The organism is Micromonospora phaseoli, from assembly GCF_900109115.1.
Taxonomy (GTDB): Bacteria; Actinomycetota; Actinomycetes; order Mycobacteriales; family Micromonosporaceae; genus Micromonospora; species Micromonospora phaseoli.
This window is the reverse complement of the sequence record NZ_FNYV01000001.1, coordinates 795,715-820,722: the sequence shown is the minus strand read 5'-3', so window position 1 is coordinate 820,722 and position 25,008 is coordinate 795,715. Positions and strand designations below refer to the sequence as shown.

Below are 25,008 nucleotides of genomic sequence, written 5' to 3'. Positions count from 1 at the left end.
TAACCCTGCACTGGCGGTGCGATCCGGCTGACAGGATCGGCTCCGAACCGAGCAGTTCCACCGGCCCATCGCTCCCAGCGCAGGACGGCCGGTGGAGCCGTGCGCGCGGCGGGAGACACGGTCCCCCCACACCTCCTCCCGCCGCGCGCCACCTGACCAACGCCCGAGTCGATCTAGGGACTATCGTCGCTAGTCGATCTCCGGTAGCGACGATAGTCCCTAGATCGGCGGGGCCGTGGCGGCCAGGTGGGCGTCGATCTCGGCGGTGATCCGCTGCTTGCCGGCCTCGTCGAGGAAGGACGCGGTCACCGCGTTGCGGGCCAGGTCGGCCACCTGCGCCGGCCCGGCGTCGAGCAGCCGGGCGGCGACCGCGTACTCGTCGTCCAGAGTGGTGCCGAACATCGGCGGGTCGTCGGAGTTGATGGTGACCAGCAGCCCCGCCTCGACCAGCCGGGGCAGCGGGTGCTCCTCGATGCGCGCCACGGCCCGGGTACGCACGTTGGACGTCGGGCACACCTCCACCGGGATCTGCCGCTCGGCGAGGTACGCGAGCAGCTGTGGGTCCTGCGCGGCGGAGATGCCGTGGCCGATGCGTTCGGCGCCCAGCTCCCGCAGCGCGTCCCAGATCGTCTGCGGTCCGGTGGTCTCTCCGGCGTGCGGCACCGAGCGCAGCCCCGCCGCCCGGGCCTGGTCGAAGTAGGGCTTGAACTGCGGCCTCGGTACGCCGATCTCGGGGCCACCCAGGCCGAAACTGACCAGCCCGTCGGGTCGTTCGTCGAGGCAGATCCGCAGCGTCTCCTCGGCTGCCGGCAGCCCCGCCTCGCCGGGGATGTCGAAGCACCAGCGCAGCTCGATGCCGAAGTCGGCAGCGGCCCGCTTGCGGGCGTCCTCGATCGCCTCGCAGAACGCCGGTGCGGGGATGCCGCGCCGCACGTGCGAGTAGGGCGTCACGGTCAGCTCGGCGTAGCGGACCTGCTGGCGGGCCAGCTCCCGGGCCACCTCGTGGGTGAGGATCCAGACGTCCTCCTGGTCGCGGAGGAGGTCCACGACGCTGAGGTACAGCTCGATGAAGTGGGCGAAGTCGCGGAAGACGAAGTAGTCGGCCAGTAGGTTCGCATCGGCCGGCACGGGGCTGTCCCCCTCGTGCCGGGCGGCCAACTCGGCCACGATCCGGGGCGAGGCGGAGCCGACGTGGTGCACGTGCAGTTCCGCCTTGGGCAGGCCGGCGATGAAGGTACGCAGATCGGTCACGAGTTCTCCTGGGCGCGGGCGCCGGTACGGGCGACGAAGAAGATCCGCCGGAACGGGAAGTACACCTGGCCTTGCCGCACCGGGTACGCCTCGACGAGGCGTACCGCCAGCTCGGCCCGGAAGGCGGACCAGCCGGCGGCGGGCAGCGCGGCCCGGACCGGGCGCAGCGCGGTGCCCTCCATCCAGGTCAGCACCGGGTGGTCCGCGTCGGGACGGGCCGGCAGCAGGTGCACGTAGGTAGTCTCCCAGGCGTCGACGGCACAGCCGGCGGCGGCCAGCAACCTGGCGTAGTCGACCGGGCCGGCGACCGGGGCCTCCCGCAGCAGCGGGTGGAGTTCCGCCTGCCACGGCGGCCGGCCGGCGACCTCGCGCAACGCGCGGTGCGAGGGAGCGTCGAAGTTGCCCGGCACCTGCACCGCCAGCCAGGCGCCGGCGGGTAGGTCGGTGGCCCAGCGGGTGAGCAGTTCCTGGTGACCGGGCACCCACTGGAGCACCGCGTTGCACACCACCACGTCGGTCTCCGGGTCGGTACGCCAGTCGCGGACGTCGGTGACGCCGAAGCTGACCGGGGTGTCCAACGCGGTGGCGCGGTCGATCATCTCCGGCGAGGAGTCCAGCCCGACGATCCGGCTGTCGGGCCACCGGGCGGCGAGGACGGCGGTCAGGGTGCCGGGGCCGCAGCCGAGGTCGACGACCGTCCGTGGCCGGTCGGCCGCCACCCGGGCGAGCAGGTCATGGAAGGGTCGCGAGCGCTCGTCGCCGTAGCGCAGGTACGCCGTCGGGTCCCACATGTCGCCTCCACGCATCCTTACAAACCGTACGTTCGTCTTTTTTACCGTACGGCCCGATCCTGGACGAGGCAAGGACGGTCACTAGGCTCAGTGCATGGAACAACGCACCTTCCCCCGCATGGACCGACAGGTCGGCGTGGTCGGGCTCGGCGCCTGGCAACTCGGCGCCGACTGGGGCACGGTCACCGAGGACGACGCGATGGCGGTGCTGAGCGCCGCGGTCGACGCCGGCGTCACCTTCCTGGACACCGCCGACGTGTACGGCGACGGGCGCAGCGAACAGCTGATCGGACGCTTCCTGGCCGCCCACCCGGACGCCGGGCTCACCGTGGCGACCAAGATGGGCCGCCGGGTGGCACAGACCCCGGAAGCGTACATCTTGGACAACTTCCGTCAGTGGACCGACCGGTCCCGGGCGAACCTCGGCGTGGACACGCTGGACCTGGTGCAGCTGCACTGCCCGCCCACGGCCGTCTTCGCCGACGACGCGGTCTTCGACGCCCTCGACACGCTGGTGGCCGAGAAGCGGATCGCCGCGTACGGCGTCAGTGTGGAGACCTGCGACGAGGCGCTCACCGCGATCGCCCGGCCCGGGGTGGCCAGCGTGCAGATCATCCTCAACGCGCTGCGTCACAAGCCGCTCGAACGGGTACTGCCGGCCGCCTCGGCCGCCGGGGTGGGCATCATCGCCCGCGTACCGCTGGCCAGCGGCCTGCTCTCCGGTCGCTACGACGAGCGGACGACCTTCGCCGCCGACGACCACCGCACCTACAACCGGCACGGTGCGGCGTTCGACGTCGGCGAGACCTTCTCCGGCGTCGACTTCTCCACCGGCCTGGCCGCCGTCCGGCAGCTCGCCCCGCTGGTCGGCGATGACCGGACGATGGCCCAGTTCGCGCTCCGTTGGGTGCTCGACCAACTGGGGGTCACCGTGGTCATCCCCGGCGCCCGTGACGCGGCGCAGGCCCGCGGCAACGCCGCCGTGGCCGGCCAGCCGGCACTGTCGGAGGAGGAGCTGGCGCAGGTGGCGGCGGTCTACCACGACCTGATCCGCCCGCAGGTGCATCACCGTTGGTGAACGGCGCGCCCGCCGGTGGCTCGGCCACCGGCGGGCTCCGGCAGAAGGAGACCGCGATGAGTGGCTGGTTCCGACTCACGCTCGGCCTGCTGGCCGTGGTGGTGGGTGCTATCTGGACGGTGCAGGGCCTCGGCTACGTCGAGGGCAGCGCGATGACCGGCCAACGGATCTGGGCGGTCATCGGCCCGGCACTGGCGCTGGTGGGGCTGGCCCTGCTCTGGCTGGGGATGCGCGCCCGCGGCCGGCGCTGACCGGCTGACGCGGCGGCTGGCGGGGATGCGGAAAGCCCCGCGTCCGTTCGGGACACGGGGCTTCGCACTGATTCGGGGGCTGCCTCGCCACTGGCCGGCGGTCGCCGGCCGGTGCCTCAGAGGGGGCGGACCTGCTCGGCCTGCGGACCCTTCTGGCCCTGGGCGATCTCGAACTCCACCCGCTGGTTCTCCTCCAGCGAGCGGTAGCCGCTGGACTGGATGGCCGAGAAGTGGACGAACACGTCAGCACCCCCGCCGTCGACGGTGATGAAGCCGAAGCCCTTGTCAGCGTTGAACCACTTCACGGTTCCCTGCGCCATGTGTATCTCCTTCTAAAACTGGCGGCCGAGCACGCCGTGCGGCCGATTGGCCGTTTTCGAGCAGCGGTGCCTGAGGCGGCCCCCGGTGAAGGAGACTTCTCTCAACCACGCCATCTCGCAACAGCGTGGAACAGCAAACCACGTACGCAAAAACTCTGCACAGCCTACCCGAAGAAATTCTCCGACATGTGACCTGACGGATGCGTAAGATCCGCTGAGCGGCGGCTGCGAGATAGGCGAAAGGCTCCCTCGCCGACAAACGGCGGGAGAGCCTTGACGCGCTTTGGACCGTGCACTAAAGGCCGTGTCGGAGCCCGGCCAACGTTCCTGGACACCGCACTAGTCGGGCCACCGGCCGGTGAACCGACGTACGCCGACCGCGCCGCCCCGATCGACGGCGGCCCGGACGACGGAGAAGATGGCACCCTGCAACGCGGCCGCGGCGAGGACCTCGCCCCAGCGGCGGTCCTCGTCGGTCGGGTTGGGTGCCTCGCCGTCTCCGGCGGTCATCTTCCACACCTGACGGAAGACCGCGCCCGCGATCGCACCGGCGGCGAAGCCCATGAGCACGCCGACCGGCTTGTAGGCGGCCTTGCCGATCCCCTTGCTCACCCACGCCTCCCTCGAATGATCAGCAGTACCACTGCGGCCGCGACCGCGCCGGCCGCGAGAGCGACGAAGGGCAGCGGCCCCTGCCGTACCCGCGACTGGGGGTGGGCGAGGCCGGCCTGGGCGCGGACCCGGGCGACGGTCATCGCGGCCTGCTCCCGTACCCGCTCCCGCGTCTGGTCCGCCGAGGACTTCAGTCGCTTCTTGACGTCCGCCTTCGCGGCCAACGCCTCCATCGTCTCGCCCAACTCGACCCGGGTACGCCGGATCTCCTCGCGCAGCGCCTCGGTGTTTCCGGTGCCGTTGCCTGTCATGCCCGTCCCCTGTCCTTGACCGCGGCGCTGACCACGTCCACGTCGGCCCGCAGGCTGCGCACGGTCGCCTGGGGCACCGGCGGAACAGCCTGGCCGACCTGCCGCTTGCCGATCAGCGCGAGCACACCGGCGATCAGGAACACCGCTGCCGCCACGATCAGGGCGGCCGCCCACGCCGGCAACACCAGGGCCAGCAGCAGGATCGCGGCGGTGATCAGCGCGCCCAGGCCGTAGAAGGCGAATGCGCCGCCACCGGCGAACAGGCCGATGCCGATGCCGGCGTGCTTGCCCTTCTCGGTCAACTCCGCGCGGGCCAGTGCGAGCTCGTCCCGGACCAGACGCGACACCTGCTCGGTCGCCCGGTGAACAAGTTCGGCGGTGGACGGCTCGCTCCCGTTGTGGGACGTACGGACGTTCGTCACGTCAGCCATGCTGTCCTCCTCTCCTCATCACCGCGCTGTATGCCCGGAGTCGCCGCTCATCAATCCTGTGCGCGGTTCTCGACCAGACGCACCGCGCAGCAGGTCCCCAGAAAACCCCCCGGCAAACCTTTCCCTCCCCACCGCACTCCTTCACCTCACCGGTTGATCATGACGTTGTTGCGGCGACACGCCGGTCGGCGCCCCAACACGTGACGGCCAGCCCGGCTGGGCGGATGGATCAGCGGCGGGAGTCCGTGGGCTGCTCGTCGGGGCCGACGAAGGCCTCGCTGCGAGCGTCGCCGTCGTCGCTGCCACCGAAGAGGCGGGCGTCGTCGGGCACCTCGGAATCGGCGGTACGCCGGCCCGAGCGCCGCGGCTGGACCCACTGCCACGGCAGCTCGCCCGTGCCGTTGCCGACCTCCGTACGCAGCCGGGGCATCGCGGTGGGCCGGTGGTCGCGTACCCAGGCCACCAGGTGCTCCCGCACCAGGCAGCGCAGGTCCCACAGGGCGCCCGCGTTGCCGGCGCTGACCAACGCGCGGACCTTGATCATGCCGCCGGTGGCATCCGTGACCTGCAGCACGCAGACCCGGCCGTCCCACAGCTCGGTGCCCTCGACCAGACGGCGCAACTCCTCCCGCATGGCCTGCACCGGGATCGACCAGTCGACCTCGAACTCGGCGGTGCCGAGCACCGCCGCCTCGGTACGGGTCCAGTTCTGGAACGGGGTGCTGGTGAAGTAGGAGGTGGGCAGGATCAACCGCCGGTCGTCCCAGATCTGGACCACCACATAGCTGAGCGTCAGCTCCTCGATCCGCCCCCACTCCCCCTCGACCACGACCACGTCGTCGAGGCGTACCGCGTCACTGAAGGCCAGTTGAAGCCCGGCGAAGACGTTGCCGAGCAGGCTCTGCGCGGCCAGCGCGGCAACCACACCGACCACACCGGCGCTGGTCAGCACGCCGGCACCGATGCCGCGCACGGCAGGGAACGTCATCAGCATCACGCCGACGGTCAGCACGACGATCACCACAACGGTCACCCGGCGCAGCATCACCACCTGGGTACGCACCCGGCGGGCGTGCCGATTGTCCGGCACGTCCACCCGGAACCGGGCCAGCGCGGTGTCCTCGATCACCACCAGCAGGGAGGCGACCAGCCAGGCGGTGGCCGCGATGACGGCGAGCACCAGCAGATGCAGCAGCGCCTGCCGCCACTGGCTGCCGACCGCGTACCCGGTGCTGAACCGGACGGCGAACTGTACGGCGAGCACCGTGGCGGCGACCTGGAACGAGCGGTGCGCGTGCTCCGTCAACTCGGTCAACAGCAGCGAGCGGCGGCCCCACCGCCGGGTGAGGCGGTGCACCACCTCGACCACGACAAGAGCGATCGCCGCCGCGGCGAGGGCGGCGACGACCGTCACGAGGTAGCTGTGCACGTGGTACTACTCCTTCCGGGCCCGATGGCCCGACGGCAAGATCCGATACAAAGGGGCAATGTTGCCTCGGATCGTCGTCACCGGCCACCGGGGAACCCGGCGCAGAGCAGTGTCAGACCTTGCGGTAACGGGACTGGAGGAAGCAGTACAGGCCGAAGGCCGCGATCCCCAGCGCGACGAGGGTGAGCAGGATCGGGCCGAACGACTGGTCACGCAGCGTCCGCAGCGCGGCGTCGAGACCACGGGCCTTCTCCGGGTCGTAGTTCACCGCGGCCAGCACGACCAGCAGGCCGGTCACGCCGAACGCGGTGCCCCGGGCGGCGTAGCCGGCCAGGCCGAGCCGGCGGGCGAGCTTGGTGGTCCGGGCGTTCATCTCGCCGGTCTTGAGGCGCTTCATGAACTTCTTCTTCACGCCGTAGATCACCATGCCGACGCCGAGCCCGGCGAGGGCCAGGCCGGCGAGGCCGACCAGCCACCGGCCGCCGGTGGACTCCATCAACCGGGCGGTCATCTCCTCCTGCTGCGACGCGCTGTCGGAGTTGGCGTTGGAGAAGACCTTCCAGGCGGTCCAGGCCAGCCAGAGGTAGATGATCGTCCGAGCGGCGGAGAAGATCCGCTCCTTGAGCCGGTCGTTGCCCCGCTCGGTGCGGTGCCCGACGGCCGCCTCAAGAGCCTGCCAGATCGCCATGGCGACCATGCCGACGGCGATGGCGATGACGACGAACTTGCCCATCGGCTGCGCCGCGAGGGTACGCAGCGCGCCGGACTGGTCGCCGTCGTCGGACGAGTTGCCGAACGCGATCTGCAGCGCCAGCCAACCAAACAGAAGGTGCACGATCCCGTAGCCGATGAAACCGGCCCGGGCGAGGAGTTCCAGCCACCGGCTGTCGGCCGTGCGGGCGGCGGTGGCTTCGGCGTTCCGGGTAAGAGACATGGCGCCTCAATCTCCGGACCCGAAGATTTCCAAACGTGGTCCGCCGCCCGCGTCGCCGTCAGCCCCCGTTTCGGGCGATGCGGACCTGCACCTCGGATTCGGTGACGCTGTCCAGGGTGACCGCGAGACCACCGACCTCGGCGGCCTGCTGGCCGACGGTCAGCGACAGCTGCTCGCCGCCGACCTCGATGGTGACCACGTCGTCCTGGGCGTCGACGAGCCGCGCCTCGACACCGAAGATGCTGGCCCGGGCGTCCACGCCGCGGTCGAAGGTCACCGTGCAGGCGTCCAGCCCGCAGTTGGTGCTGGCCCCCTCGGAGCTGCAACCGGCCAGCAGTGCCGCGCCGAGGGCGAGGCCGGCCAGCAGGCCGACGATTCTGCGAGCGGGGGCACGACGGGCGGTAGGAGAAACAGGGCGCATGCCGGCGGGGGATCGGTTCGTCACACCATCCAGGGTACGAGACGCCGACGAACCCCTCCGGCGTCGACGGCCGGCGTGGACAATGAAACCGTGAGCATGCTGGTCGAGGAGAACGCCGCCAAACATCGCTACGAGATCCTGGTCGACGACGCGCTGGCCGGCTTCACCGCGTACCTGCCCCGGGGTGAAGTGCTGGTCTTCACCCACACCGAGGTGAGTGACGCCTTCCAGAACATGGGCGTCGGCTCGGCGCTGATGCGCGGCACGCTGGATCAGATCCGCGCGCAGGGCGGACGGGTGGTTCCCCGGTGCCCGTTCATGGCCGCCTTCATCGAACGCCACCCGGAGTACGCCGATCTGGTCACCAGCCCGGTGTGACGGCTGCGGTCACCAGCCCGGTGTGACGGTGACGCCGCTGAGCACCTCGGCGGCGGCGCGGCCAGCGGCCCGGGTGGCACCGTGGGTGGCGATGTGCACCGCGCCGGTGACCAGCGCCGGCACCCCCAGTTCGACCACCACCGCGTCGGGCCGGGTGGCCAACGCCCGGTCGACCGCATCCCGCATCCAGCCGTGCCGGTGCAGGTCTCGCACGACCAGCACCAGGGGTCGGCCGGCGGCCCCGGCGGTCGGATCGCCGGGCGCCGTTGCCTCGGCGTACCGGACGCCGGTGGTGCCGGCCACCAGCGAGGTCAGCGGCTCGGCGACCCCCCAGGGGGTCTCCGCCCCGATCGCGATGTTGTGCGGCGGCTGGAACTCGACCACGTGCGGTACGCCGACCAGCGGCAGCGCGGTGCCTGCCGCGCCGTTGGTGGTGACCTTGATCGCGCGGCGGGCGGCGGCCAGACCGACCGCCGAACCGACGCCACCGGCGGGGCACGGACCGCCGACGGTCGGCCCGGCAGCGGTCGAGGTGCGGCGATCGGCGCGAGCCGCCACCGTCCAGGCGGCGAGTTGACCGACCCGCTTGGCGGCCTCGGTCAGCCGTTCCTCTGGCAGCTCCCCGGCCACGACCGCGTCGACCACGGCGTCGCGCAGGTGACGGGCGGTCTCCTCGTCGGCGTGCTCGCCGCCCACGCAGATCGCGTCGGCGCCGGCCGCCAGGGCCCGCACGGCCGCGCCGGCCAGACCGTACCGGCCAGCCACCGCACGCATCTCCACCGCGTCGGTCACCACGACCCCGTTGAAGCCCATCTCCTCGCGCAGCAGTCCGCCCAGGATCCGGCCGCTCAGCGTGGCCGGCAGCTCGGGATCCAGCGCGGGCACCAGCAGGTGACCGGTCATCACCGCCTGGACGCCCGCCGCGACGGCGGCCCGGAAGGGGGCCAGCTCCACGGCGTGCAGCCGGGCCCGGTCGGCGGTGATCCGGGGCAGGTCGTGGTGTGAGTCGACCCGGGTGTCGCCGTGGCCCGGGAAGTGCTTGGCACAGGCGGCGACGCCACCGGCCTGCAGGCCGCGTACCCAGGCGGTGGTGTGCCGGGAGACCAGCGACGGCTCGGCGCCGAACGAACGGACACCGATCACCGGATTGTCCGGGTTCGAGTTGACGTCGACGTCCGGCGCGTAGTTCAGGGTGATCCCGACTGCGGCGAGTTCGACGCCGAGGTCACGGGCGACCTCCTCGGTGAGCGCCGGGTCGTCGACCGCGCCGAGGGCGAGATTGCCCGGTCGGGAGCTGCCCCGGCCGGACTCGATGCGGGTGACGTCCCCCGCCTCCTCGTCGATCGCGACGATCACGTCGGGGCGCTCCGCGCGCAGCGCGGCGGTGAGGGCGCAGACCTGCTCGGGGTCGACGACGTTGCGGCTGAACAACACCACCGCGCCGAGCCCGTCGCCGAGCCAGCGGCAGACCCAGGCGGGCGGGACGGTGCCGACGAAGCCGGGCTGCAGGACCGCAGCCGCCAGCGCCGCCAGGTTTCCACTGCGCTCGCTCATGCCGGTGTCGCACCCCCGTCTTCCGCCGCGGACTCCCCCCGCCAGCCGGCGGTGCAGACATGGTCACACCGCGCCACTGAATAGTCAATAAACCTTACAGTTGCCTTGGGAGCGCTACGCCGGGAAAGTGCGGGGATGGACCCCGTGCTGCTGGCGGACGCGAGCACCGCCGCCGACATCCCCGGCGTACGCCTGCTCGGACTGGTCGTCGGCGGTGTGTTGCTGCTGCTCGCCATCCGGGCGATGTTCCGACGCTGAGCCCGCGGCGGGTGTGACCCTCGCCCGCCGGGGTACCGCCAGCCCGAGTCGGCATCGGCACGGCGAAGGAGCGAGACATGAAGATCGGATACTTCCTGTCCAGCGAGGAGTACCCGCCCGCGGAGCTGCTCGCGCAGGCGCGGGCCGCCGAACGGGCCGGGTTCGAGGCGCTGTGGATCTCCGACCACTACCACCCCTGGATCGATGCCCAGGGACAGAGCCCCTTCGTCTGGTCGATGATCGGCGCCCTGAGCCAGGCCTCCCGACTGCCGGTCACCACCGCGGTGACCTGCCCGACCGTGCGCATCCACCCGGCCGTGCTCGCCCAGGCGGCGGCAACCAGCGCGGTGCTGCACTCCGGACGGTTCGTGCTCGGTGTCGGCTCGGGCGAGGCGCTCAACGAGCACATCCTCGGCGACCCGTGGCCACAGGCCGGCATCCGGCTGGAGATGCTGGAGGAGGCGATCGAGGTGATGCGCAAGCTGTGGCGCGGCGGTTTCGTCAACCACCGCGGACGCCACTACCAGGTCGAGCACGCCCGGATCTACACGCTGCCGGAGACGCCCCCCGCGATCTACGTCTCCGCGTTCGGCCCCAAGGCGGTGGACCTGGCCGCGCGGGTCGGCGACGGCTTCGTCAACACCATGCCCGACGCCGAACTGGTGCGCCGGTTCCGGGACCAGGGCGGGGGCGACAAGCCCTGCCAGGCCGGTTTCAAGGCGGCGTACGCGCCGACCGAGGACGAGGGGGTACGGCTGGCGTACCAGCGTTGGCCGACCGAGGCGATCCCGGGCGAACTGTTGCAGGTGCTGCCCTCACCACGCCACTTCGAGCAGGCGGCCGAGCTCGTCGACCCGGAGGCCATGCGGAAGGCGTTCGTCTGCGGCAACGACCCCGACGCGCACCTGGCAAAGATCGAGGCGTACGCGAAAGCCGGCTTCGACGAGGTCTACGTCGCCAACACCGGGCCGCACTGGCAGGGCCTGCTCGACCTGTACCAGCGTGACGTGCTGCCCCGGCTGCGCTGATCCCACCCGGGTTTCGACGCGGAACCACCCGGGTACCTGCGGCCTTCGATGAAGCTGACCACGCATTCGATGTCGCTGCGCCGCGCCGCGCGCAGCCTGTTCGGCTGGACCGCCCTGCGCCCCAACCAGCTGGCCGCGATGCGCGCCGTGATGCGGCGGCGCGACGCGCTGGTGGTGTTGCCCACCGGCGCCGGCAAATCGGCGATCTACCAGATCCCGGCCAGCCTGATCCCCGGCCCGACCGTGGTGATCTCGCCACTGCTCGCCCTGCAGCAGGACCAGATCGCCGCGCTCAACGAGCGGCAGCGACCCGAGCTGCGGGCGGTCCGGATCAGCTCGGACGAGACACCGGCCCAACAGGCCGAGGCGATCGCCGAGATCCGCGACGGGCGGGCCGAGTTCCTCTTCATCACCCCGGAGCAGCTCGCCAACCCGGACCGGCTGGCCGAGGTCCGTGCCCTCAAGCCGGCGCTGGTGGCGATCGACGAGGCGCACTGCATCTCCGCCTGGGGCCACGACTTCCGCCCGGACTATCTCGCCCTCGGCCAGCTCATCGAGGGCCTCGGCCGACCCTCGGTGGTCGCGCTGACCGCCACCGCCTCGCCGCCGGTGCGCGACGACATCATCGCCCGGCTGCGGCTGCGCAAGCCCGAGATCGTGGTCTCCGGCCTGGACCGGCCCAACCTCTTCTTCGAGGTGGCGCACTGCCCCACCGAGGACTACCGGTGGCGTCGGCTGATGGCGCTGCTGAGCGATGACACGCGACCGGGCATCATCTACGTGCCCACCCGCCGCGGCGCGGAGGAGTTGGCCGCCCGGCTGACCGAGGCAGGCTACCCGGCGCAGTACTACCACGGCGGGATGCCGAGCAACGCTCGCACCCGGCTGCACGAGGCGTTCCTCGCCGACCAGGTGCCGATCATGGTGGCCACGTCCGCGTTCGGCATGGGCATCGACAAGCCGAACATCGCGTGGGTGGTGCACATGGCGCTGCCCGACTCACCGGACAGCTACTTCCAGGAGGTCGGCCGGGCCGGGCGCGACGGCCAGCCGGCCCGCGTACTGCTGCTGTGGCAGGCCGAGGACGTCGGGCTGCAACGGTACTTCAGCGGCGGCCTGCCCGACGCCACCGAACTGCGCGACCTCGCCGCCCTGCTGCGCCATGGACCGACCACCCGCAAGGAGCTGCGCGAGGTGACCGGGTTGGGCCCACGCAAGCTCGGGCAGTACCTCGCCCTGCTGGAACAGGTCGGCGCCGCGCAACCCGCGGCGGGGCAGCGCGTCGCCGCGCCCCGCTACGCCCCCACTCCGGTCGACGCGGCCACTGCCGCCCTGGCCGAGGCGGAACGGCAGCAGAACCTGACCCGGTCGCGAACCGACATGATGCGCGCCTTCGCCGAGACCAGTGGCTGCCGGGGACAGACGTTGCTGGCCTATTTCGGCGAGCAGATGACCGCGATCTGCGGTCACTGCGACAACTGCCACGCCGGCACCAGCGTCGCCGACAACGGCTCGGTGGGGCCCTTCCCCGTACACAGCCAGGTCCGGCACGCGGAATGGGGCGCCGGCCTGGTGCTCAGCTACGAGGAAGGCCGGATGACGGTGCTGTTCGACGAGGTCGGGTACAAGACGCTGTCGGTCAGCGTGGTGTCCGAACAGGGCCTGCTGACTCTGGATTAACCTGGGCCGGCCGCGGAAGCGGCGGTACCAACCTGGGCCGGCCGCACCGGCGGCGCGGCCCGATGTGAACGTGGACGACGAGCGGGAGGGGCACGGTCGTGATCGAAGAACCGGCGTACACCGGATTCGGTTTCTCCGACGAGGAGTGGGGGCTGCTGGTCGGCCTGCCGCAGTCGGTGCTCACCGCGGCGAGCGCCGCCGAGTCCGACGGCACCAAGGCGACGATGGCCGAGAGCGCCGCCGGGCTGGAGACCATCTCCGCCGGCCGGGAGTCGGCCAGTCCGCTGGTGGCGGCGGTGGCCGGCGAGATCGTGACCCGGGTCGGCGACCCGGAGGCCGGCGAGGAGTTGCCGGCGATCGAGCCCGCCGACCCGCGTGCCTACGCCGAGGACGTGCTGGGCCGGGCGAAGGAGGCCGCGGCGCTGCTGGCGGCGAAGGTGGACGAGGGCGAGGCGGGCGCGTACCAGCACTGGCTGGTGGAGATCACCGAGCAGGTCGTCGGCGCCGCGAGCAGCGGCGGCGTCCTCGGTCTGGGCGCCAGCGTGGTCAGCCCGTCGGAGCGGCGCTTCCGCGACCGGCTGGCCCAGGTCCTCAACGACTGAGCACGGCACCGCCCGCCACCGACCCCGCTCTGCTGATCATGAGGTTAGCGGCGGTTCTCGAGATCGAGAACGCCGCTGACCTCATGATCTGTCGGGGTCCGGGTGCCGGTCAGGCGACGCGGCGGCGGAACAGTAGCCCGGAGAGCACCACCGCGACCGCGAGCAGGCCTAGGCACCAGGCCGCCGCGTGGGCCGGCGCCGAACCGACCGGCGTGTCCAGGAGCAGTCCGCGCAGGGATTCGATGACCGGCGTGACGGGCTGGTTCTCCGCGAAGCCGCGCAGCCAGTCGGGCATGGTCTCGACCGGCACGAAGGCGCTGCTCGGGTACGGCAGGAACATCACCAGGAAGGTGTAGCCGCTGGCCGCCTCCGGGGTGCGGGCGAGCAGGCCGAACGCCGCCGAGAGCCACGACACCGCCAGCAGGAACATCAGCAGCACCCCGGCGGCGGCCAGCCAGCGCAACGGCTCGACGGCCGGCCGGAACCCGATGGCGACCGCGACACCCAGCACCAGCACGGTGGACACGGAGTTGCGGGCCACGCTGGCCACCACGTGACCGGCGAGGATCGAGGTCGCGCCGACATCCATCGTGCGCAGCCGCTCGATCATGCCGTTGGTCAGGTCGGTGGTGACGCTGATCGCGGTCCCCGCCGCACCGAAGCCGGCGCAGAGCAGCAACACACCGGGCACCACATAGGTCACGTACGCGGAGCCGGTGTCGATCGCGCCGCCGAAGAGGTAGACGAAGAGCAGCATCAGGATCACCGGCAGCAGCAGTGAGGTCAACATCGCGTCGATGTTGCGCCGGGACAGCCGCACACAGCGGCCGACCATCACCATCGCCTGTGTCGGACGGATGGCCAGTTCAGACATTGGTGACCTCCCGCGGTGGGCTCACCGGCCGGCCGGTGAGGGTGAGGAAGACGTCGTCGAGGGTCGCCTCCCGGACGGTGAACCGGACCACCCCGTGCCGGTCCGGGTCGATCTCGTCGAGCAGGCCACGTACCTGTGGCGCGCTGCCGTCGGTGGCCACCGACAGCGCGAGCCGGGCCGGCTCACGATGGGTGGTCCGGTCACCCAACCGGCGGGCCGCCTCGGCGAAGCTGGCCTCGTCGCGCCAGGTCAGCTCCAGTCGCTGGGCGCCGAAATGGCCCTTGAGTTCGGCCGCCGTCCCGTCTGCGACGAGCCCTCCGTGGTGCAGCACCATGATCCGGTCGGCCAGCCGGTCGGCCTCTTCCAGGTACTGCGTGGTGAGCAGCACGGTCACCCCGGCCCCGGCCAGTTCGCCGATCACCTCCCACAGCCCCTGCCGGCTGCGTGGGTCCAGGCCGGTGGTGGGCTCGTCCAGGAAGATCACCGACGGCGCGCCGACCAGGCTGGCCGCCAGGTCGAGACGGCGCCGCATGCCGCCGGAGTACGTCACCGCCTGCCGGCCCGCGGCGTCCGCCAGGTCGAAGCGCTCCAGCAGCGCGGCGGCGCGGGCCCGGGCGGCCGGGCCGGACAGCCCGGCGAGCCGGGCCAGCATGATCAGGTTTTCCAGGCCGGTCTGCCCGTCGTCCAGAGCCGCGTGTTGGCCGGCGAGGCTGATCACCCGACGCACCTGCCGCCGCTCGCGCACCACGTCGTGTCCGGCGACCCGGGCACTGCCCGAGTCCGGCCGGGTCAGGGTGGCCAGGATCCGCACCGTGGTGGTCTTGCCGGCGCCGTTCTGGCCGAGCAGGGCGTGCACGCCTCCGCTGGGTACCCGCATGGTGAGGCCATCGAGAACGACGACGTCACCGAAGGACTTTCGCAGGTCGACCAGGTCGACCGCCGGTGGTGCGTTCACCATTGCCACCCTCCGTTATCTGCGTATGGCATACGCTTTAATGCGTAGACCATACGCAGAAGCTAGGCTGAGGGTCAAGACCGGTCCTGGAGGTGGAGTGGACGACGCCCACGTCGAACTGCCCGAGAACATCGCGCTCGCCTGGGGGCTGCGCGAGCGCCCCAGCCGTGGCCCGAAGCGCAGCCTCAGCCTCGACCAGGTGATCGCCGCCGGGATCCAGGTCGCCCAGTCCGAAGGGCTACCGGCGGTGTCGATGAGCCGGGTCGCCGCCGAACTGGGCATGGCCACGATGTCGCTCTACCGGTACGTGCCGACCAAACAGGACCTGCTCGACCTCATGGTCGACGTCGCGTACGGCCCGCCACCGCGCCCGCGTGGCGCGGACGAGGGCTGGCGACCGGCGCTGGCCCGGTGGGGCGAGGGGAATCTCGTCGCGCTGCGCCGACAGCCGTGGATGCGACACGTGCCGATCAGCGGCGCGCCGATCAATCCCAACCAGGTGCGCTGGCTGGAGTACGGGCTCGCCGCGTTGCGCGGCACCGGCCTGCGCGCCACCGAACGGATCTCCACCGTCCTGCTGGTCAGCGGGTACGCCCGCAGTTGGGCCACGCTCACCGCCGATCTCGCCGAGGCCGCCGCCCGGACCGGGCAGACGCCTGAGGAGGTGGGCATGCGTTACTGGCACCATCTCGCCGTGGTGACCGCCCCCGGCCCCTACCCGGCCATCCACGAGCTGCTCTCCGAAGAGGCCGAGGACGACGGGGACATGGACACCGAGTGGCGGTTCGGGCTGGGGCGGGTGCTCGACGGCGTGGCGAGAATGATCGAGGCCCGCGCCGCCGGCTCGACGCGCGACGGCGACACCTGAGCCTCCCGTCCGGCGACGGTCGAGGCGGTCAGGCCCGCTCCAACAGGGTCAGCACCGCCTGCTCGGCCTGCGCGCGAGGAGTCTCCGCGCCCACCGGCACCACCACGCCGTCGTGGAACAGGTCCACCACCCGCGGGTCCACATAGGAAGCTCGTGCCACCGTCGGTGTGTTCCCGAGCAGCTCCGCCACCTGCCGCATCACCGCCACCACCGCCCGCCGTCGGGCCGTGACCGACCGGGGCGAGCAGAACGTGGCCAGCTCCGTCGCCGCCCGCACCGTCGCGTGCCAGGTGCGGAAGTCCTTGGCGGTCATCTCGCCGCCGCTGGCCTCCCGCAGGTAGTCGTTGACCTCGTCGGCGCGTACGTCCCGCCAGAACCGCCCGTCCCAGTAGCCGAACAGCCGGTCGGCCGATCGCCGCCGCCGGCGCAGGTTGGTCAACACCCGGCACAGCTCCGGGTCGGAGACCAGCCGGACCTGCTCGACGCCGCCCTTGGCCGGGAACTCGAAGACCACGCAGCCCCGGCGGAGGCGGGCATGCTCCGGGCGCAGGGTGGCCACCCCGAAGGTCGGATCGTCGCCCACCGCGTACTGGTCGCTGCCGACCCGGAACGTGCCCATGTCGAGCAGCCGGGTCACCGTCGCCAGCACCCGCTCGCGCCGCAGCCCCCGCCCGGCCAGGTCGTGGCCGACCCGCTCGCGCAGCACCGGCAGCCGGCGGGCCACCTCCAGCACGTGGTCGAACTTCGCCTCGTCCCGCCGCTGCCGCCAGAGCGGGTGGTAGAGGTACTGCTTGCGGCCGGCCACGTCGACACCGGTGGCCTGGATGTGCCCGTTGGGGTACGGCGAGATCCACACCTCGCGCCAGGCGGGCGGGATGACCAGGTCCCGAAGCCGGGCCAGCTCGTCGGGGTCACGGACCGGCTCGCCGCGCGGGTCCAGGAACGACCAGCCCTGGCCCCGCCGGCGACGCCCGTACCCCGGACGGCCCGGATCGCTACGCCGCAACCGCACGGTCCGCCCGCACCGCTCGTGCCACCTCGTCGACGGCTGCCAGCACCTCGTGCACACCGATGGCGGTGATCGCGGCCCGACCGTCCGGCGCGGATCGGTCCGGCCGGTCCGCCGCGCCGGCCCAGAGCACCCGGTGCCGCCGACGGTCCGGAGGCGGACCCCACCGGGTGGGCGGGATCGGACCGAAGAGCACCACCGATGGGGTGCGGTAGCCGGTGGCCAGATGCGCCACCCCGGTGTCGCCGCTGACCACCAGGCGGGCGTGGGCGACCAGGGCGGCGAGTTGGGCCAGGTCGGTCCGGCCGGCCAGCACCGCTGCGGCGGGCAGACCGGCGGCGGACCCGATCCGCGCGACGGTGACCCGCTCCGGCGCGCTGCCGGTCAACACCACCCGGTGCCCCCGCGCGGTCAACTCCCGGGCCAGGGCGGCGTACCGCCCCGGCGGCCAGCACTTGGCGGGCACCTTCGAGCCGGGGTGCAGCACGGTGACCCCACCGAGCATCGTGCCGAGGTCCGGCCGGCGCAGGTCCAGGTCGGTCGGGTCGGCCGGTAGGTCGTACCCGCCGAGCAGCCGGCACCAGCGCGGCACCTCGTGCTCGGCGTCGTCCCACTCCGGGCCGTCGGCGTGCCCGGCCTCGGCGTTGGCGAAGGCGAACAGCCGGCGGGGGCGGACGGTGCCGAGCAACCGATGCGAATCCGGACCCCGGCCGTGCAGGTTGACCGCGATCTCGACCGGCCGGATCGGCCGGTCCAGCCGGTGCAGCCCGTCGGTGGGCAGCAACCGGTCGACGCCGCCGACCAGGTCCACCAGCGGCGCGAGCCAGGCCGGCGCGGCGAGCACCAACTCCCGATCGGGGTACGCCGATCGCAGCGCCCGCAGCGCCGGGACCGCGGTCGCGAGGTCACCGACGCCGAGGGCACGCAGCGCCAGGATCACGGGTACGAGGTCTCCTGTTCGGCGCAGACCACCATCTCCCGTACCGCGCACCCGGCGGGCTGGGACAACGCGAACATGACCGCCGCCGCGGTGTCCGCCGGGTCGTTGAGGATGGCGTCCGGCCCCGGGCGGTACCGCGGGTCACGCTCGTCGAAGAAGGCCGTCCGCATGCCGCCCGGCACCAGCAGCGTGACCCCCACCGTCCCGGCCAGCTCGGCGGCGAGCGCCCGGGTGAACCCGACCACCCCGAACTTCGCCGCGCAGTACGCGGTCGCGTCGCTGACCGCCTTGACACCGAGGGTGGAGGCCACCGTGACGACGGTGCCCCGGGACGCCTCCAGGAACGGCAGCGCGGCCCGGATCACCGCGGCGGTGGCCAGCAGGTCGACCGTCACGATCCGGTCCCACGTCTCGCCGGGCACGTCGGCGAGGCGGCCGGGCACGTCGATGCCGGCGGCGGTGACCACGCCGTCCAGTCCGCCCGCGCGTTCGGCCAACTCCCGGGTCGCCTGCTCCGCGGCCCTGGTGTCGGCGAGGTCGCACTCGACCCACGGCACCCCGTCACCCGGCGCCTGCCGGTCCAGCACCAGCGGCCGACCGCCGGAGCGGGCCACCGCCGCCACCACCGCCGCGCCCAGTCCGCTGGACCCACCGGTGACCAGCACGGTCCGCCCGGTGCCCGGCGCGCTCATCGGGCGGCCTCGGTGCTCTCCGGGGCGACCGCCGGGGTCGCCGTGACCAACATCCGGGGATCGGGAGGCCCGCCGGCCCGAGCGGCGGCGATCATCTCCGTGGTGGACCGTCCGTCCAGGTACGGCACGACCACGGTGTCGCCGCCCCAACGGCGCAGGATCGCCGCCTCGGGCAGGTTGTCGCCGTCGCCACCACCGGCGGAGTAGTCCCCGCCCTTGACCCAGATGTCCGGCCGCAACCAGGACAGCGCCGCCGCCGGTGTCGGCTCGTCGAAGATCATCACCGCGTCGACACAGCTCAACGCGGCCAGCAGGCGGCTCCGGTCGTCCTGCCGGATGACCGGCCGGTCGGGTCCCTTCAGGCCGGTCACGCTGGCATCGGAGTTGAGGCACACCACCAGGCAGTCGCCGAGCTGCCGGGCGGCCTGCAGGGTCGCCACATGACCGGCGTGCAAGAGGTCGAAACAGCCGCCGGTGGCGACGACCGTACCTCCGGCGGCGCGAACCCGGGCGACCACGGCGGCGGCTGCGGCCACCCCCACCCGGTCGCCGGCCACCACGTTGTGCGCCGCCTGCGGGGCGCGGCGCACCGTCGCCGGCAGCGCGGTCGCCACCCCGCCGTCGGCCACGAACGCCGACGCCTCGGCCACCGCCTCCTGCACCGCCTCGGAGACCAGCGCCCCACGGGCCAGGGCGAGGCTGGCGGCGACGGCGAACCGGTCGCCGGCACCGCAGGTGTCCCCCTCGGCGGCGACCGGAGCGGGCACCACCAGCGGAGTCGTTCCGGCATGGCTGAGCAGCGCGCCGTCGCAGCCCAGCGTCACCGACACCGCACCCGCCCGCCACCGCTGCCGCAACCGCTGCGCGCCCTGTGCGGCGGTGGCCAGCCTGGTGGCCCCCGCTGGCGCCTCCATCAGCTCACGCACCTCCGCCTCGTTGGGCGTGACCAGGTGTGCCCCGGGCACCGCGGCCGGCCCGCGCGGGTGCGGATCCCACACCACCGGCGCCCGGACCGACGCCAGGGCCGCCCGGAGCGCGCCCTGTCGCGCCACTCCCCGGCCGTAGTCGCTGACCAGCACCACCGATGCCCGTTCGAGCAGGCGCAGCACCGCCTCTGGCGGCTCGCCCGGTTCCCCGGCGCCACCGCCCCGGTCGTGGCGAAGCAGCACCCGGCCGCCGGCCCGCAGCCGGATCTTCTCCGGGGTCGACCCGGCCAGCCGCAGCGGATACACCTGCACCCCGGCGGCGGCCAGCAGCACACTCAACCGGGCCCCGCCGGCGTCGTCGGCCAACGCCGTGACCAGCACCACCTCGGCGCCCTGCGCGGCGGCGAAGACGGCGGAGAGCCCGGCACCGCCCGGTCGATCGACGTGTGCCGACTCGTCGAGGACCGGCACCGGCGAGTCCGGACAGAGCCGGTTGACCGCACCCTCGACGTCCCGGTCGAGCAGGGTGTCACCGAGCACCACCACGGGTCCCGTCACGTTCTCCTCCTCACGCCTGCACCGGCTGGCCGGTGCCACCGTCCAGCACCACCTCGACCCCGGCCCGCACCGGACCGGCAGCCGGTGCGGCGGTCGGTGGGGCGGTCGGTGGGGCGGTCGTCACCGGCTCCGCGTACTCCCCCATCGCCTGCTCGACGTACTCGCAGAGCAGGTGGCTGGAGACCAGATGCAGCTCCTGAACCACCTGGGTGTCCGGGGAGTCCACCGCGAGCACCTCGTGGCAGGTCTCCGCGAGAGGGTTCGGGGTCGGGCCGGTGAAGGCCCAGCACCGCAGGCCGGCCTCCCGCCCGGCCCGGGCGGCGGCGAGCAGGTTGGCGCTGCCGCCGCTGGTGGAGAGCAGCAGCAGTACGTCCTCGGGCCGGCCGTGGGCACGGACCTGACGCGCGAAGACCTCCTCGTAGCCGTAGTCGTTGCCGATCGCGGTCAACGCCGAGGTCTCGGCGTGCAGGGCGATGGCGGACAGCGGCTGTCGGTCGTCGTGCAGCTTGCCGACCAGCTCGGCCGTCAGATGCTGCGCCTCGGCGGCACTGCCACCGTTGCCGGCTACCAGGAGCCGACCGCCGGCGGTGAGCCGTTGCGCCAGGGCCGCACCCCACCGGGCGAGCAGCGGCTCACAACGCCGGTACGGCGGCAGCGCCGCGGCCAGGTTCGCCAGATGCGCGTCGAGCAGGGTCATCGGACCACCACCCGGGTGGGCCGGTGCACGGCGGCCACCTCGGCGTAGACCTCGGCGAGGCGCTCCGCGGTGACCGCCCACGAATAGTGCTGCCGGGCCCGGGCACGGGCCGCGCCCGCGTACCCGAAGCGGCGGATCCGGTCGTCGAGCAGCCCGCGCAGCGCCTCCCCCAGCGCCCGCGGGTCCCGGGCCGGCACCAGGTCCCCGGTCACCCCGTCGACAACGGTGTCCCGCAGGCCGCCGACGGCGGTGGCCACCACGGGCACCCCGCACGCCATCGCCTCCAACGGGGTCAGGCCGAACGGCTCGTACCAGGGCGCGGCGACCAGCACGTCCGCCGAGCGGTACCAGCGGCCCATCTCCTCGCGGGGCACCGCGCCGACCAGACGGACCCGGTCGGCCACGCCGCAGCTGGTGGCGAGGGCACGCAGCCGGCGGGCGTACGGGTCGGTCTCCAACAGGCCGGCCGGCGGGCCCCCCACCACCACGCACTCGGCCTCGGGCACCTGCGCCATCGCGCGGACCACGGTCTGGAAGCCCTTGCGTTCCACCAGCCGGCCGACGGTGAGAATCCGGGCCCGACCGGGTTCCCGATCGGCGGCCGGGCCCAGCGGGGCGAACGTGCCCAGGTTCACCCCGGACGGGATGACCGTCATCCGGGACCGGGGCACCCCCATCCGGACCAGCTCGCCGACCTCGTCGCGGCACTGGGCGATCACCCGGTCGACCGAGCGGCCGAGGTGGAGTTCGTAGCCGACCCGCCGTGCCGGGCTGGTGTCCTGCACCCCCTGGTAACGGCGCTTGACCGTGCCGAGCGCGTGGTACGTCTGCACCACCGGCACCCCGGTCTGCCGGCCGGCCTCCAGCGCGGCCAGCCCGCTCATCCAGAAGTGCGCGTGGATCACCTCGGGTGCCCAGTCCCCGCCCCGCCACCGGTCGACCAGCCAGGCGCTGAAGGGTCGCATGTGCGGCAGCAGCGCGTCCTTCGCCACCGGCTCGGCCGGCCCGGCGGGGACGTGCACCACGTCGTAGCCGTCCGGGCTGCGTACGGTCACCGGCAGGTCCACCGCGTCGCGACGCGTGTAGACCCGCACCTCGTGCCCGGCGGCGGCGAGCGCGGCGGAGAGTTCCGCGACGTGCGTGTTCTGGCCGCCGGCGTCCTCGCCACCCAGGATGGCGAGCGGGCTGGCATGCTCCGAGATCATCGCTATCCGCATACTTCCTCCTCCAGCAGCCGGTCCCAGTCGGCGAGGAAACGGTCGAGGCCGTAGCGTTCGCGGGCGGCGGCACGGGCCTCGACACCTGCCCGGCGGGCCCGCTCCGGTTCCGCGACGAACCGGCCGGCGGCCTCCAGCAGGGTGTCCACCCGGGTGGAGAGCGCACCGGCGCCCGGCGGCACCGCCGCAACCGCCTCGGTGGTGGCCAGCGCCACCACCGGCATGCCGATCGTCATCGCCTCGATCAGACTCAGCCCGAGCGAGGTCCACCGGCACAGGTGCAGATACGCCCGGCGGCGCGCCAACTCGGCGTGCATCCGGTGCTGCGGCACGTCGTCGTGGCTGATCAGCCGGTCGGCGGGCAGGCCGAGCTGCTCGGCCAGCCCGGCGACCCTCATGCCGAAGACGTCCAGCGGGGCGATCTCGGCGAAGCGGGGCAGCAGATCGGTGCCGGTGACCCGCCAGCGGCGTACCGGCTCGTTGATCACGACAGCCAGCCGGTCCAGTTCGCCGGTGTACTCCACGGCCGGCGGCACCACCCCGTGGTCGATGACGGTGGTGCGGGTCGCGCCGGTGTCCCAGAACAGCTCGTTGAACGCGGTCACGTGGGCGACGAGCAGGTCGTCCCGGTCGGCCATCGGATGGCGGCTGTTCGGGACGTTCCCGTCCTTCGGGGTGTTGTGCTCCACATAGATCGCCGGCAGGTCGCGACCCGGCCGGCGGCCGAGCCAGTCGGCGGCCAGGTCGAGCTCCTCGGGGCGTTGCAGGATGACCACGTCGACCTCGGCGGTCCGCAGCTGCTCCGGACTCACCTCGGCCGCGCTCTCCGGCCAGGTGTACGTGCGGGCCCGACCGAGCCCGTACGGGCCCCGGTCCGGGGTGGCCGGGACCAGGTAACGGTGTTTGCCGTGCACGAACGACGTGGTCCAGGACCCGTGCACGTGCCAGAGCAGGATGTTCATCGGCCGCCCCCGCCGCTGTTGGCGACCGCCGTCGGCGTCGCCCGGGACACCGCCCGCACGGCCGCCGTGCCCGACACCCGATCCGGCCGTACGCCCATCAGTCGCAGGGCGTCGAGGACCGCGCCCGGCTCGACACCGCTGAGGCACGGGTGGCCGGGTACCGGACAGCGCGCCGCCCGGGTGTCGCGGCAGGCCGCGGTGGCGTCGCCGAGCCGCACCGTCGGCACCCGCCAGGGCCCCCACTGCCCGAACGGAACGGTGGGGGCGAAGAGGCTGACCACCGGCACCCCGTACGCGGCGGCCAGGTGCGCCGGACCGGTGTTGCCGACCACCACCGCGGCCGCGCCGGCGATCACACCAGCCAACTCGGCCAGCCCGGTGCGGCCACCCAGGTCCCGGCAGTGCCGGCCGGCGACCCGGGCTGTCAGGTCACGCTCCTGCGGTCCACCGGTGACCACCACCCGGTGCCCGGCGGCGGTCAGCTCCCCGGCGATCCGTTCGGCCAACTCGGGCGGGCAGCCCCGGGCCGGTGCCGCCGAGCCGGGATGAAGCACCACGTACCCCGGTTCACCGGCCTCCGGCGGGGGCGGCGGCACCGGGCGCAGTCGCAGCCGTGGCTCGTCGTGCTCGGCGAGCGCGTAACCGGCGGCGGCGGCCAGCGACAGGGCCCGCTCCGCCTCCGGGACACCGACCGGCACCCGGTGGCGTACGTCGAGCAGGCTTCCCGGGTAGTCGTCGCTGATCGCGGCGATCCGCGCGACTCCGGCCATCCGCAGCAGCAGGGCCAGCGGCAACGGCGACTGGTGGAAGGAGGTGAAGATGACCGCCTCGTCGGCGGCGACGGCTGCCAGCCGGGTGACCAGGCCGGCCATCTCGGCGGGATCCACCGCCGCCGGGGCCGGGTCGATCCAGGGCAGCCGGTGCTCGACGATCTCGTCGACGCCGGGCAGCAGCTCGGCGGCCGAGCGCCCATGTGGACCGCAGAGCAGCACCACCCGTTCGGCGCCGGCGGCGACCGCCCGGATGCCCGGCCCGGTCACCAGCACGTCCCCCGCCGAATCCGACCGCACCACCAGCACCGTGCGGCCCTGGCCGGCGCGACGCGGGCGGGTCACGTCGCCGCCGGTGGCGCGGCTGCGCGCCGGACGCGGCGACAGCGACTCCGCCGGACGCAGCGACTCCGTCGGACGCGGCGACTCCGTCGGACGCAGCGACTCCGCCGGGCGCAGTGACTCCTGCCGGCGCAGCAGCTCCGCCACGGCCGACGGCAGGTCCGCGGCCACCCAGGGGGCCGCCGCGACCTCCTGCGCCCGGGTCACCGGCGTCGGCACCAGCAGGCCCACCGCACCGGCCGCCAGCGCCGCCGTGACGTCCCGGCCGATGTCACCGATCAGCACGCAACGGGCGGGCACCGTGCCCAGCGCCCGAGCGGCGGCATGCACCAGGCCCGGTGCCGGCTTGCGGCACGCGCAGCCCTGCCCGTCGTCGTGCGGGCACACCTGCCAGGAGTCGAAGGGGCCCAGCAGCGCCTCGATCCGGCGGTGTACCAGGTGCAGCTGCGCCTCGGTGAACAGGCCCCGGGCGAGCCCGGACTGGTTGGTCACCACGGCGAGTCTGATCCCCGCGGCCCGCAACCGGTCCAGCGCCGCTCGGGCGCCCGGCATCGGGCGCACCTTGTCCGGATCTCCGTTGTACGGCACGTCCTCGATCAGGGTGCCGTCCCGGTCGAGCAGCACCGCGTCGAACAGGGGTCGGCTCGACGCGGCCCGGTCAACCCCGGCCAGCACCCATGCTGACCTGCGCTGATCCGGCTCCCCCTGGTCCTGTCGCACGGCCGGCGGGTTCCCTGCGCCCCGGGGAGTAAACGTCGGCGACGACGGGTCGGCGGTACCGCGCGCCCGCGGTGACCACACCGCTGCCCGCGGTGCCTTACCCACCGCTCCCGAGAAGCTAACCCGACGCATCTGTTAGCCGGCGCGGC

28 protein-coding genes are annotated in these 25,008 nt (G+C 73.1%); 8 read left to right on the top strand and 20 right to left on the bottom strand.

What is annotated here, in order from left to right; genetic code table 11:
- Positions 1 to 219: 219 nt before the first annotated feature.
- On the bottom strand, positions 220 to 1,251 hold the full coding sequence (locus BMY89_RS03795) for an adenosine deaminase (protein WP_092374769.1): 1,032 nt from the start codon (positions 1,249 to 1,251) through the stop codon (positions 220 to 222).
- Complete coding sequence (locus tag BMY89_RS03790; protein ID WP_092374766.1) at positions 1,248 to 2,042, bottom strand: trans-aconitate 2-methyltransferase; 795 nt, start codon at positions 2,040 to 2,042, stop codon at positions 1,248 to 1,250. The genes BMY89_RS03795 and BMY89_RS03790 overlap by 4 nt, the downstream gene beginning before the upstream one ends.
- 94 nt (positions 2,043 to 2,136) lie before the next feature.
- Between BMY89_RS03790 and BMY89_RS03785 the strand changes: the two genes are divergently transcribed.
- A complete protein-coding gene (locus tag BMY89_RS03785) occupies positions 2,137 to 3,120 on the top strand; it encodes an aldo/keto reductase (protein WP_092374763.1) in 984 nt (327 codons plus the stop codon).
- A complete protein-coding gene (locus tag BMY89_RS03780) occupies positions 3,114 to 3,371 on the top strand; it encodes a hypothetical protein (RefSeq protein ID WP_372433290.1) in 258 nt (85 codons plus the stop codon). Before BMY89_RS03785 ends, BMY89_RS03780 begins: the two co-directional genes overlap by 7 nt.
- 116 nt (positions 3,372 to 3,487) lie before the next feature.
- Here BMY89_RS03780 and BMY89_RS03775 read toward each other — a convergent pair whose 3' ends face one another.
- From BMY89_RS03775 to BMY89_RS03745, 7 genes are all read right to left on the bottom strand, one after another.
- Positions 3,488 to 3,691, bottom strand: coding sequence for a cold-shock protein (locus BMY89_RS03775; RefSeq protein ID WP_067306996.1), 204 nt, complete (start codon positions 3,689 to 3,691; stop codon positions 3,488 to 3,490).
- A 339-nt stretch (positions 3,692 to 4,030) separates the two neighbouring features.
- On the bottom strand, positions 4,031 to 4,303 hold the full coding sequence (locus BMY89_RS03770; RefSeq protein ID WP_092374760.1) for a DUF4235 domain-containing protein: 273 nt from the start codon (positions 4,301 to 4,303) through the stop codon (positions 4,031 to 4,033).
- Complete coding sequence (locus BMY89_RS03765; protein ID WP_092374757.1) at positions 4,300 to 4,614, bottom strand: DUF3618 domain-containing protein; 315 nt, start codon at positions 4,612 to 4,614, stop codon at positions 4,300 to 4,302. The genes BMY89_RS03770 and BMY89_RS03765 overlap by 4 nt, the downstream gene beginning before the upstream one ends.
- Positions 4,611 to 5,045, bottom strand: a complete 435-nt coding sequence (locus BMY89_RS03760; RefSeq protein WP_092374754.1) for a phage holin family protein — start codon at positions 5,043 to 5,045, stop codon at positions 4,611 to 4,613. Before BMY89_RS03760 ends, BMY89_RS03765 begins: the two co-directional genes overlap by 4 nt.
- 229 nt (positions 5,046 to 5,274) lie before the next feature.
- On the bottom strand, positions 5,275 to 6,474 hold the full coding sequence (locus tag BMY89_RS03755; protein ID WP_092374751.1) for a mechanosensitive ion channel family protein: 1,200 nt from the start codon (positions 6,472 to 6,474) through the stop codon (positions 5,275 to 5,277).
- Positions 6,475 to 6,586: 112 nt separating this feature from the next.
- Positions 6,587 to 7,408, bottom strand: a complete 822-nt coding sequence (locus BMY89_RS03750; protein WP_092374748.1) for a DUF1206 domain-containing protein — start codon at positions 7,406 to 7,408, stop codon at positions 6,587 to 6,589.
- Between the two features lie 58 nt (positions 7,409 to 7,466).
- Complete coding sequence (locus BMY89_RS03745; RefSeq protein ID WP_372433291.1) at positions 7,467 to 7,853, bottom strand: hypothetical protein; 387 nt, start codon at positions 7,851 to 7,853, stop codon at positions 7,467 to 7,469.
- A gap of 72 nt (positions 7,854 to 7,925) precedes the next feature.
- Between BMY89_RS03745 and BMY89_RS03740 the strand changes: the two genes are divergently transcribed.
- Complete coding sequence (locus BMY89_RS03740) at positions 7,926 to 8,207, top strand: GNAT family N-acetyltransferase (RefSeq protein ID WP_232521066.1); 282 nt, start codon at positions 7,926 to 7,928, stop codon at positions 8,205 to 8,207.
- A 9-nt stretch (positions 8,208 to 8,216) separates the two neighbouring features.
- On the opposite strand, the gene BMY89_RS03735 is transcribed toward BMY89_RS03740, so the two are convergent.
- Positions 8,217 to 9,761 (bottom strand): glycoside hydrolase family 3 protein, encoded by a 1,545-nt coding sequence (locus tag BMY89_RS03735; RefSeq protein WP_092374740.1) that lies wholly within the window; start codon positions 9,759 to 9,761, stop codon positions 8,217 to 8,219.
- Positions 9,762 to 9,896: 135 nt separating this feature from the next.
- Here BMY89_RS03735 and BMY89_RS31270 point away from each other — a divergent pair, with 135 nt between their 5' ends.
- The 4 genes from BMY89_RS31270 (at position 9,897) to BMY89_RS03720 (ending at position 13,329) form a co-directional block, all read left to right on the top strand.
- Positions 9,897 to 10,019: a hypothetical protein gene (locus BMY89_RS31270; protein WP_269766842.1), complete on the top strand. Its 123-nt coding sequence runs from the start codon at positions 9,897 to 9,899 to the stop codon at positions 10,017 to 10,019.
- 77 nt (positions 10,020 to 10,096) lie between these two features.
- Positions 10,097 to 11,047, top strand: coding sequence for a TIGR03557 family F420-dependent LLM class oxidoreductase (locus tag BMY89_RS03730; protein WP_092374737.1), 951 nt, complete (start codon positions 10,097 to 10,099; stop codon positions 11,045 to 11,047).
- Between the two features lie 48 nt (positions 11,048 to 11,095).
- Positions 11,096 to 12,727 carry a RecQ family ATP-dependent DNA helicase gene (locus BMY89_RS03725; protein ID WP_092374734.1) on the top strand — a complete coding sequence of 544 codons (1,632 nt, stop codon included), beginning with the start codon at positions 11,096 to 11,098 and terminating at the stop codon, positions 12,725 to 12,727.
- Positions 12,728 to 12,825: 98 nt separating this feature from the next.
- Positions 12,826 to 13,329 carry a hypothetical protein gene (locus BMY89_RS03720; protein ID WP_092374731.1) on the top strand — a complete coding sequence of 168 codons (504 nt, stop codon included), beginning with the start codon at positions 12,826 to 12,828 and terminating at the stop codon, positions 13,327 to 13,329.
- A 109-nt stretch (positions 13,330 to 13,438) separates the two neighbouring features.
- On the opposite strand, the gene BMY89_RS03715 is transcribed toward BMY89_RS03720, so the two are convergent.
- Complete coding sequence (locus tag BMY89_RS03715; protein WP_092374728.1) at positions 13,439 to 14,203, bottom strand: ABC transporter permease; 765 nt, start codon at positions 14,201 to 14,203, stop codon at positions 13,439 to 13,441.
- The gene (locus BMY89_RS03710; RefSeq protein ID WP_092374725.1) at positions 14,196 to 15,161 is read right to left on the bottom strand and encodes an ATP-binding cassette domain-containing protein; all 966 of its coding nucleotides are present in this window, start codon (positions 15,159 to 15,161) and stop codon (positions 14,196 to 14,198) included. The genes BMY89_RS03715 and BMY89_RS03710 overlap by 8 nt, the downstream gene beginning before the upstream one ends.
- 94 nt (positions 15,162 to 15,255) lie before the next feature.
- On the opposite strand from BMY89_RS03710, the gene BMY89_RS03705 reads away from it, so the two are divergent.
- Complete coding sequence (locus BMY89_RS03705; RefSeq protein WP_170147599.1) at positions 15,256 to 16,026, top strand: TetR/AcrR family transcriptional regulator; 771 nt, start codon at positions 15,256 to 15,258, stop codon at positions 16,024 to 16,026.
- 28 nt (positions 16,027 to 16,054) lie between these two features.
- On the opposite strand, the gene BMY89_RS03700 is transcribed toward BMY89_RS03705, so the two are convergent.
- The 8 genes from BMY89_RS03700 to BMY89_RS03665 are packed head-to-tail and all read right to left on the bottom strand — an operon-like array spanning position 16,055 to position 24,814.
- Positions 16,055 to 17,038 (bottom strand): DNA topoisomerase IB, encoded by a 984-nt coding sequence (locus BMY89_RS03700; protein ID WP_092374717.1) that lies wholly within the window; start codon positions 17,036 to 17,038, stop codon positions 16,055 to 16,057.
- The gene (locus BMY89_RS03695; RefSeq protein ID WP_092374715.1) at positions 17,022 to 17,975 is read right to left on the bottom strand and encodes a glycosyltransferase family 9 protein; all 954 of its coding nucleotides are present in this window, start codon (positions 17,973 to 17,975) and stop codon (positions 17,022 to 17,024) included. Before BMY89_RS03695 ends, BMY89_RS03700 begins: the two co-directional genes overlap by 17 nt.
- The gene (locus tag BMY89_RS03690) at positions 17,972 to 18,667 is read right to left on the bottom strand and encodes an SDR family oxidoreductase (RefSeq protein WP_092374712.1); all 696 of its coding nucleotides are present in this window, start codon (positions 18,665 to 18,667) and stop codon (positions 17,972 to 17,974) included. The genes BMY89_RS03695 and BMY89_RS03690 overlap by 4 nt, the downstream gene beginning before the upstream one ends.
- Entirely contained in the window at positions 18,664 to 20,151 is a 1,488-nt protein-coding gene (locus tag BMY89_RS03685; protein WP_092375544.1) for a PfkB family carbohydrate kinase, read from the bottom strand. Before BMY89_RS03685 ends, BMY89_RS03690 begins: the two co-directional genes overlap by 4 nt.
- Before the next feature lie 10 nt (positions 20,152 to 20,161).
- Positions 20,162 to 20,848, bottom strand: a complete 687-nt coding sequence (locus BMY89_RS03680; RefSeq protein WP_092374709.1) for a D-sedoheptulose-7-phosphate isomerase — start codon at positions 20,846 to 20,848, stop codon at positions 20,162 to 20,164.
- A complete protein-coding gene (locus BMY89_RS03675) occupies positions 20,845 to 22,065 on the bottom strand; it encodes a glycosyltransferase (RefSeq protein ID WP_092374707.1) in 1,221 nt (406 codons plus the stop codon). The genes BMY89_RS03680 and BMY89_RS03675 overlap by 4 nt, the downstream gene beginning before the upstream one ends.
- Positions 22,056 to 23,027: a glycosyltransferase gene (locus tag BMY89_RS03670; RefSeq protein ID WP_092374704.1), complete on the bottom strand. Its 972-nt coding sequence runs from the start codon at positions 23,025 to 23,027 to the stop codon at positions 22,056 to 22,058. Before BMY89_RS03670 ends, BMY89_RS03675 begins: the two co-directional genes overlap by 10 nt.
- Positions 23,024 to 24,814 (bottom strand): HAD-IIIA family hydrolase, encoded by a 1,791-nt coding sequence (locus BMY89_RS03665; RefSeq protein ID WP_372433292.1) that lies wholly within the window; start codon positions 24,812 to 24,814, stop codon positions 23,024 to 23,026. The genes BMY89_RS03670 and BMY89_RS03665 overlap by 4 nt, the downstream gene beginning before the upstream one ends.
- Between the last annotated feature and the right edge of the window lie 194 nt (positions 24,815 to 25,008).

What these genes read in the sequence shown, in the direction of transcription:
- BMY89_RS03710 (WP_092374725.1), bottom strand. Translation starts at nt 15,161, where the DNA reads ATGGTGAACGCACCACCGGCGGTCGACCTGGTCGACCTGCGAAAGTCC.
- BMY89_RS03760 (WP_092374754.1), bottom strand. Translation starts at nt 5,045, where the DNA reads ATGGCTGACGTGACGAACGTCCGTACGTCCCACAACGGGAGCGAGCCG.
- BMY89_RS03765 (WP_092374757.1), bottom strand. Translation starts at nt 4,614, where the DNA reads ATGACAGGCAACGGCACCGGAAACACCGAGGCGCTGCGCGAGGAGATC.
- BMY89_RS03740 (WP_232521066.1), top strand. Translation starts at nt 7,926, where the DNA reads ATGCTGGTCGAGGAGAACGCCGCCAAACATCGCTACGAGATCCTGGTC.
- BMY89_RS03790 (WP_092374766.1), bottom strand. Translation starts at nt 2,042, where the DNA reads ATGTGGGACCCGACGGCGTACCTGCGCTACGGCGACGAGCGCTCGCGA.
- BMY89_RS03785 (WP_092374763.1), top strand. Translation starts at nt 2,137, where the DNA reads ATGGAACAACGCACCTTCCCCCGCATGGACCGACAGGTCGGCGTGGTC.
- BMY89_RS03690 (WP_092374712.1), bottom strand. Translation starts at nt 18,667, where the DNA reads ATGAGCGCGCCGGGCACCGGGCGGACCGTGCTGGTCACCGGTGGGTCC.
- BMY89_RS03675 (WP_092374707.1), bottom strand. Translation starts at nt 22,065, where the DNA reads ATGCGGATAGCGATGATCTCGGAGCATGCCAGCCCGCTCGCCATCCTG.
- BMY89_RS03680 (WP_092374709.1), bottom strand. Translation starts at nt 20,848, where the DNA reads ATGACCCTGCTCGACGCGCATCTGGCGAACCTGGCCGCGGCGCTGCCG.
- BMY89_RS31270 (WP_269766842.1), top strand. Translation starts at nt 9,897, where the DNA reads ATGGACCCCGTGCTGCTGGCGGACGCGAGCACCGCCGCCGACATCCCC.
- BMY89_RS03725 (WP_092374734.1), top strand. Translation starts at nt 11,096, where the DNA reads ATGAAGCTGACCACGCATTCGATGTCGCTGCGCCGCGCCGCGCGCAGC.
- BMY89_RS03715 (WP_092374728.1), bottom strand. Translation starts at nt 14,203, where the DNA reads ATGTCTGAACTGGCCATCCGTCCGACACAGGCGATGGTGATGGTCGGC.
- BMY89_RS03735 (WP_092374740.1), bottom strand. Translation starts at nt 9,761, where the DNA reads ATGAGCGAGCGCAGTGGAAACCTGGCGGCGCTGGCGGCTGCGGTCCTG.
- BMY89_RS03750 (WP_092374748.1), bottom strand. Translation starts at nt 7,408, where the DNA reads ATGTCTCTTACCCGGAACGCCGAAGCCACCGCCGCCCGCACGGCCGAC.
- BMY89_RS03670 (WP_092374704.1), bottom strand. Translation starts at nt 23,027, where the DNA reads ATGAACATCCTGCTCTGGCACGTGCACGGGTCCTGGACCACGTCGTTC.
- BMY89_RS03775 (WP_067306996.1), bottom strand. Translation starts at nt 3,691, where the DNA reads ATGGCGCAGGGAACCGTGAAGTGGTTCAACGCTGACAAGGGCTTCGGC.
- BMY89_RS03730 (WP_092374737.1), top strand. Translation starts at nt 10,097, where the DNA reads ATGAAGATCGGATACTTCCTGTCCAGCGAGGAGTACCCGCCCGCGGAG.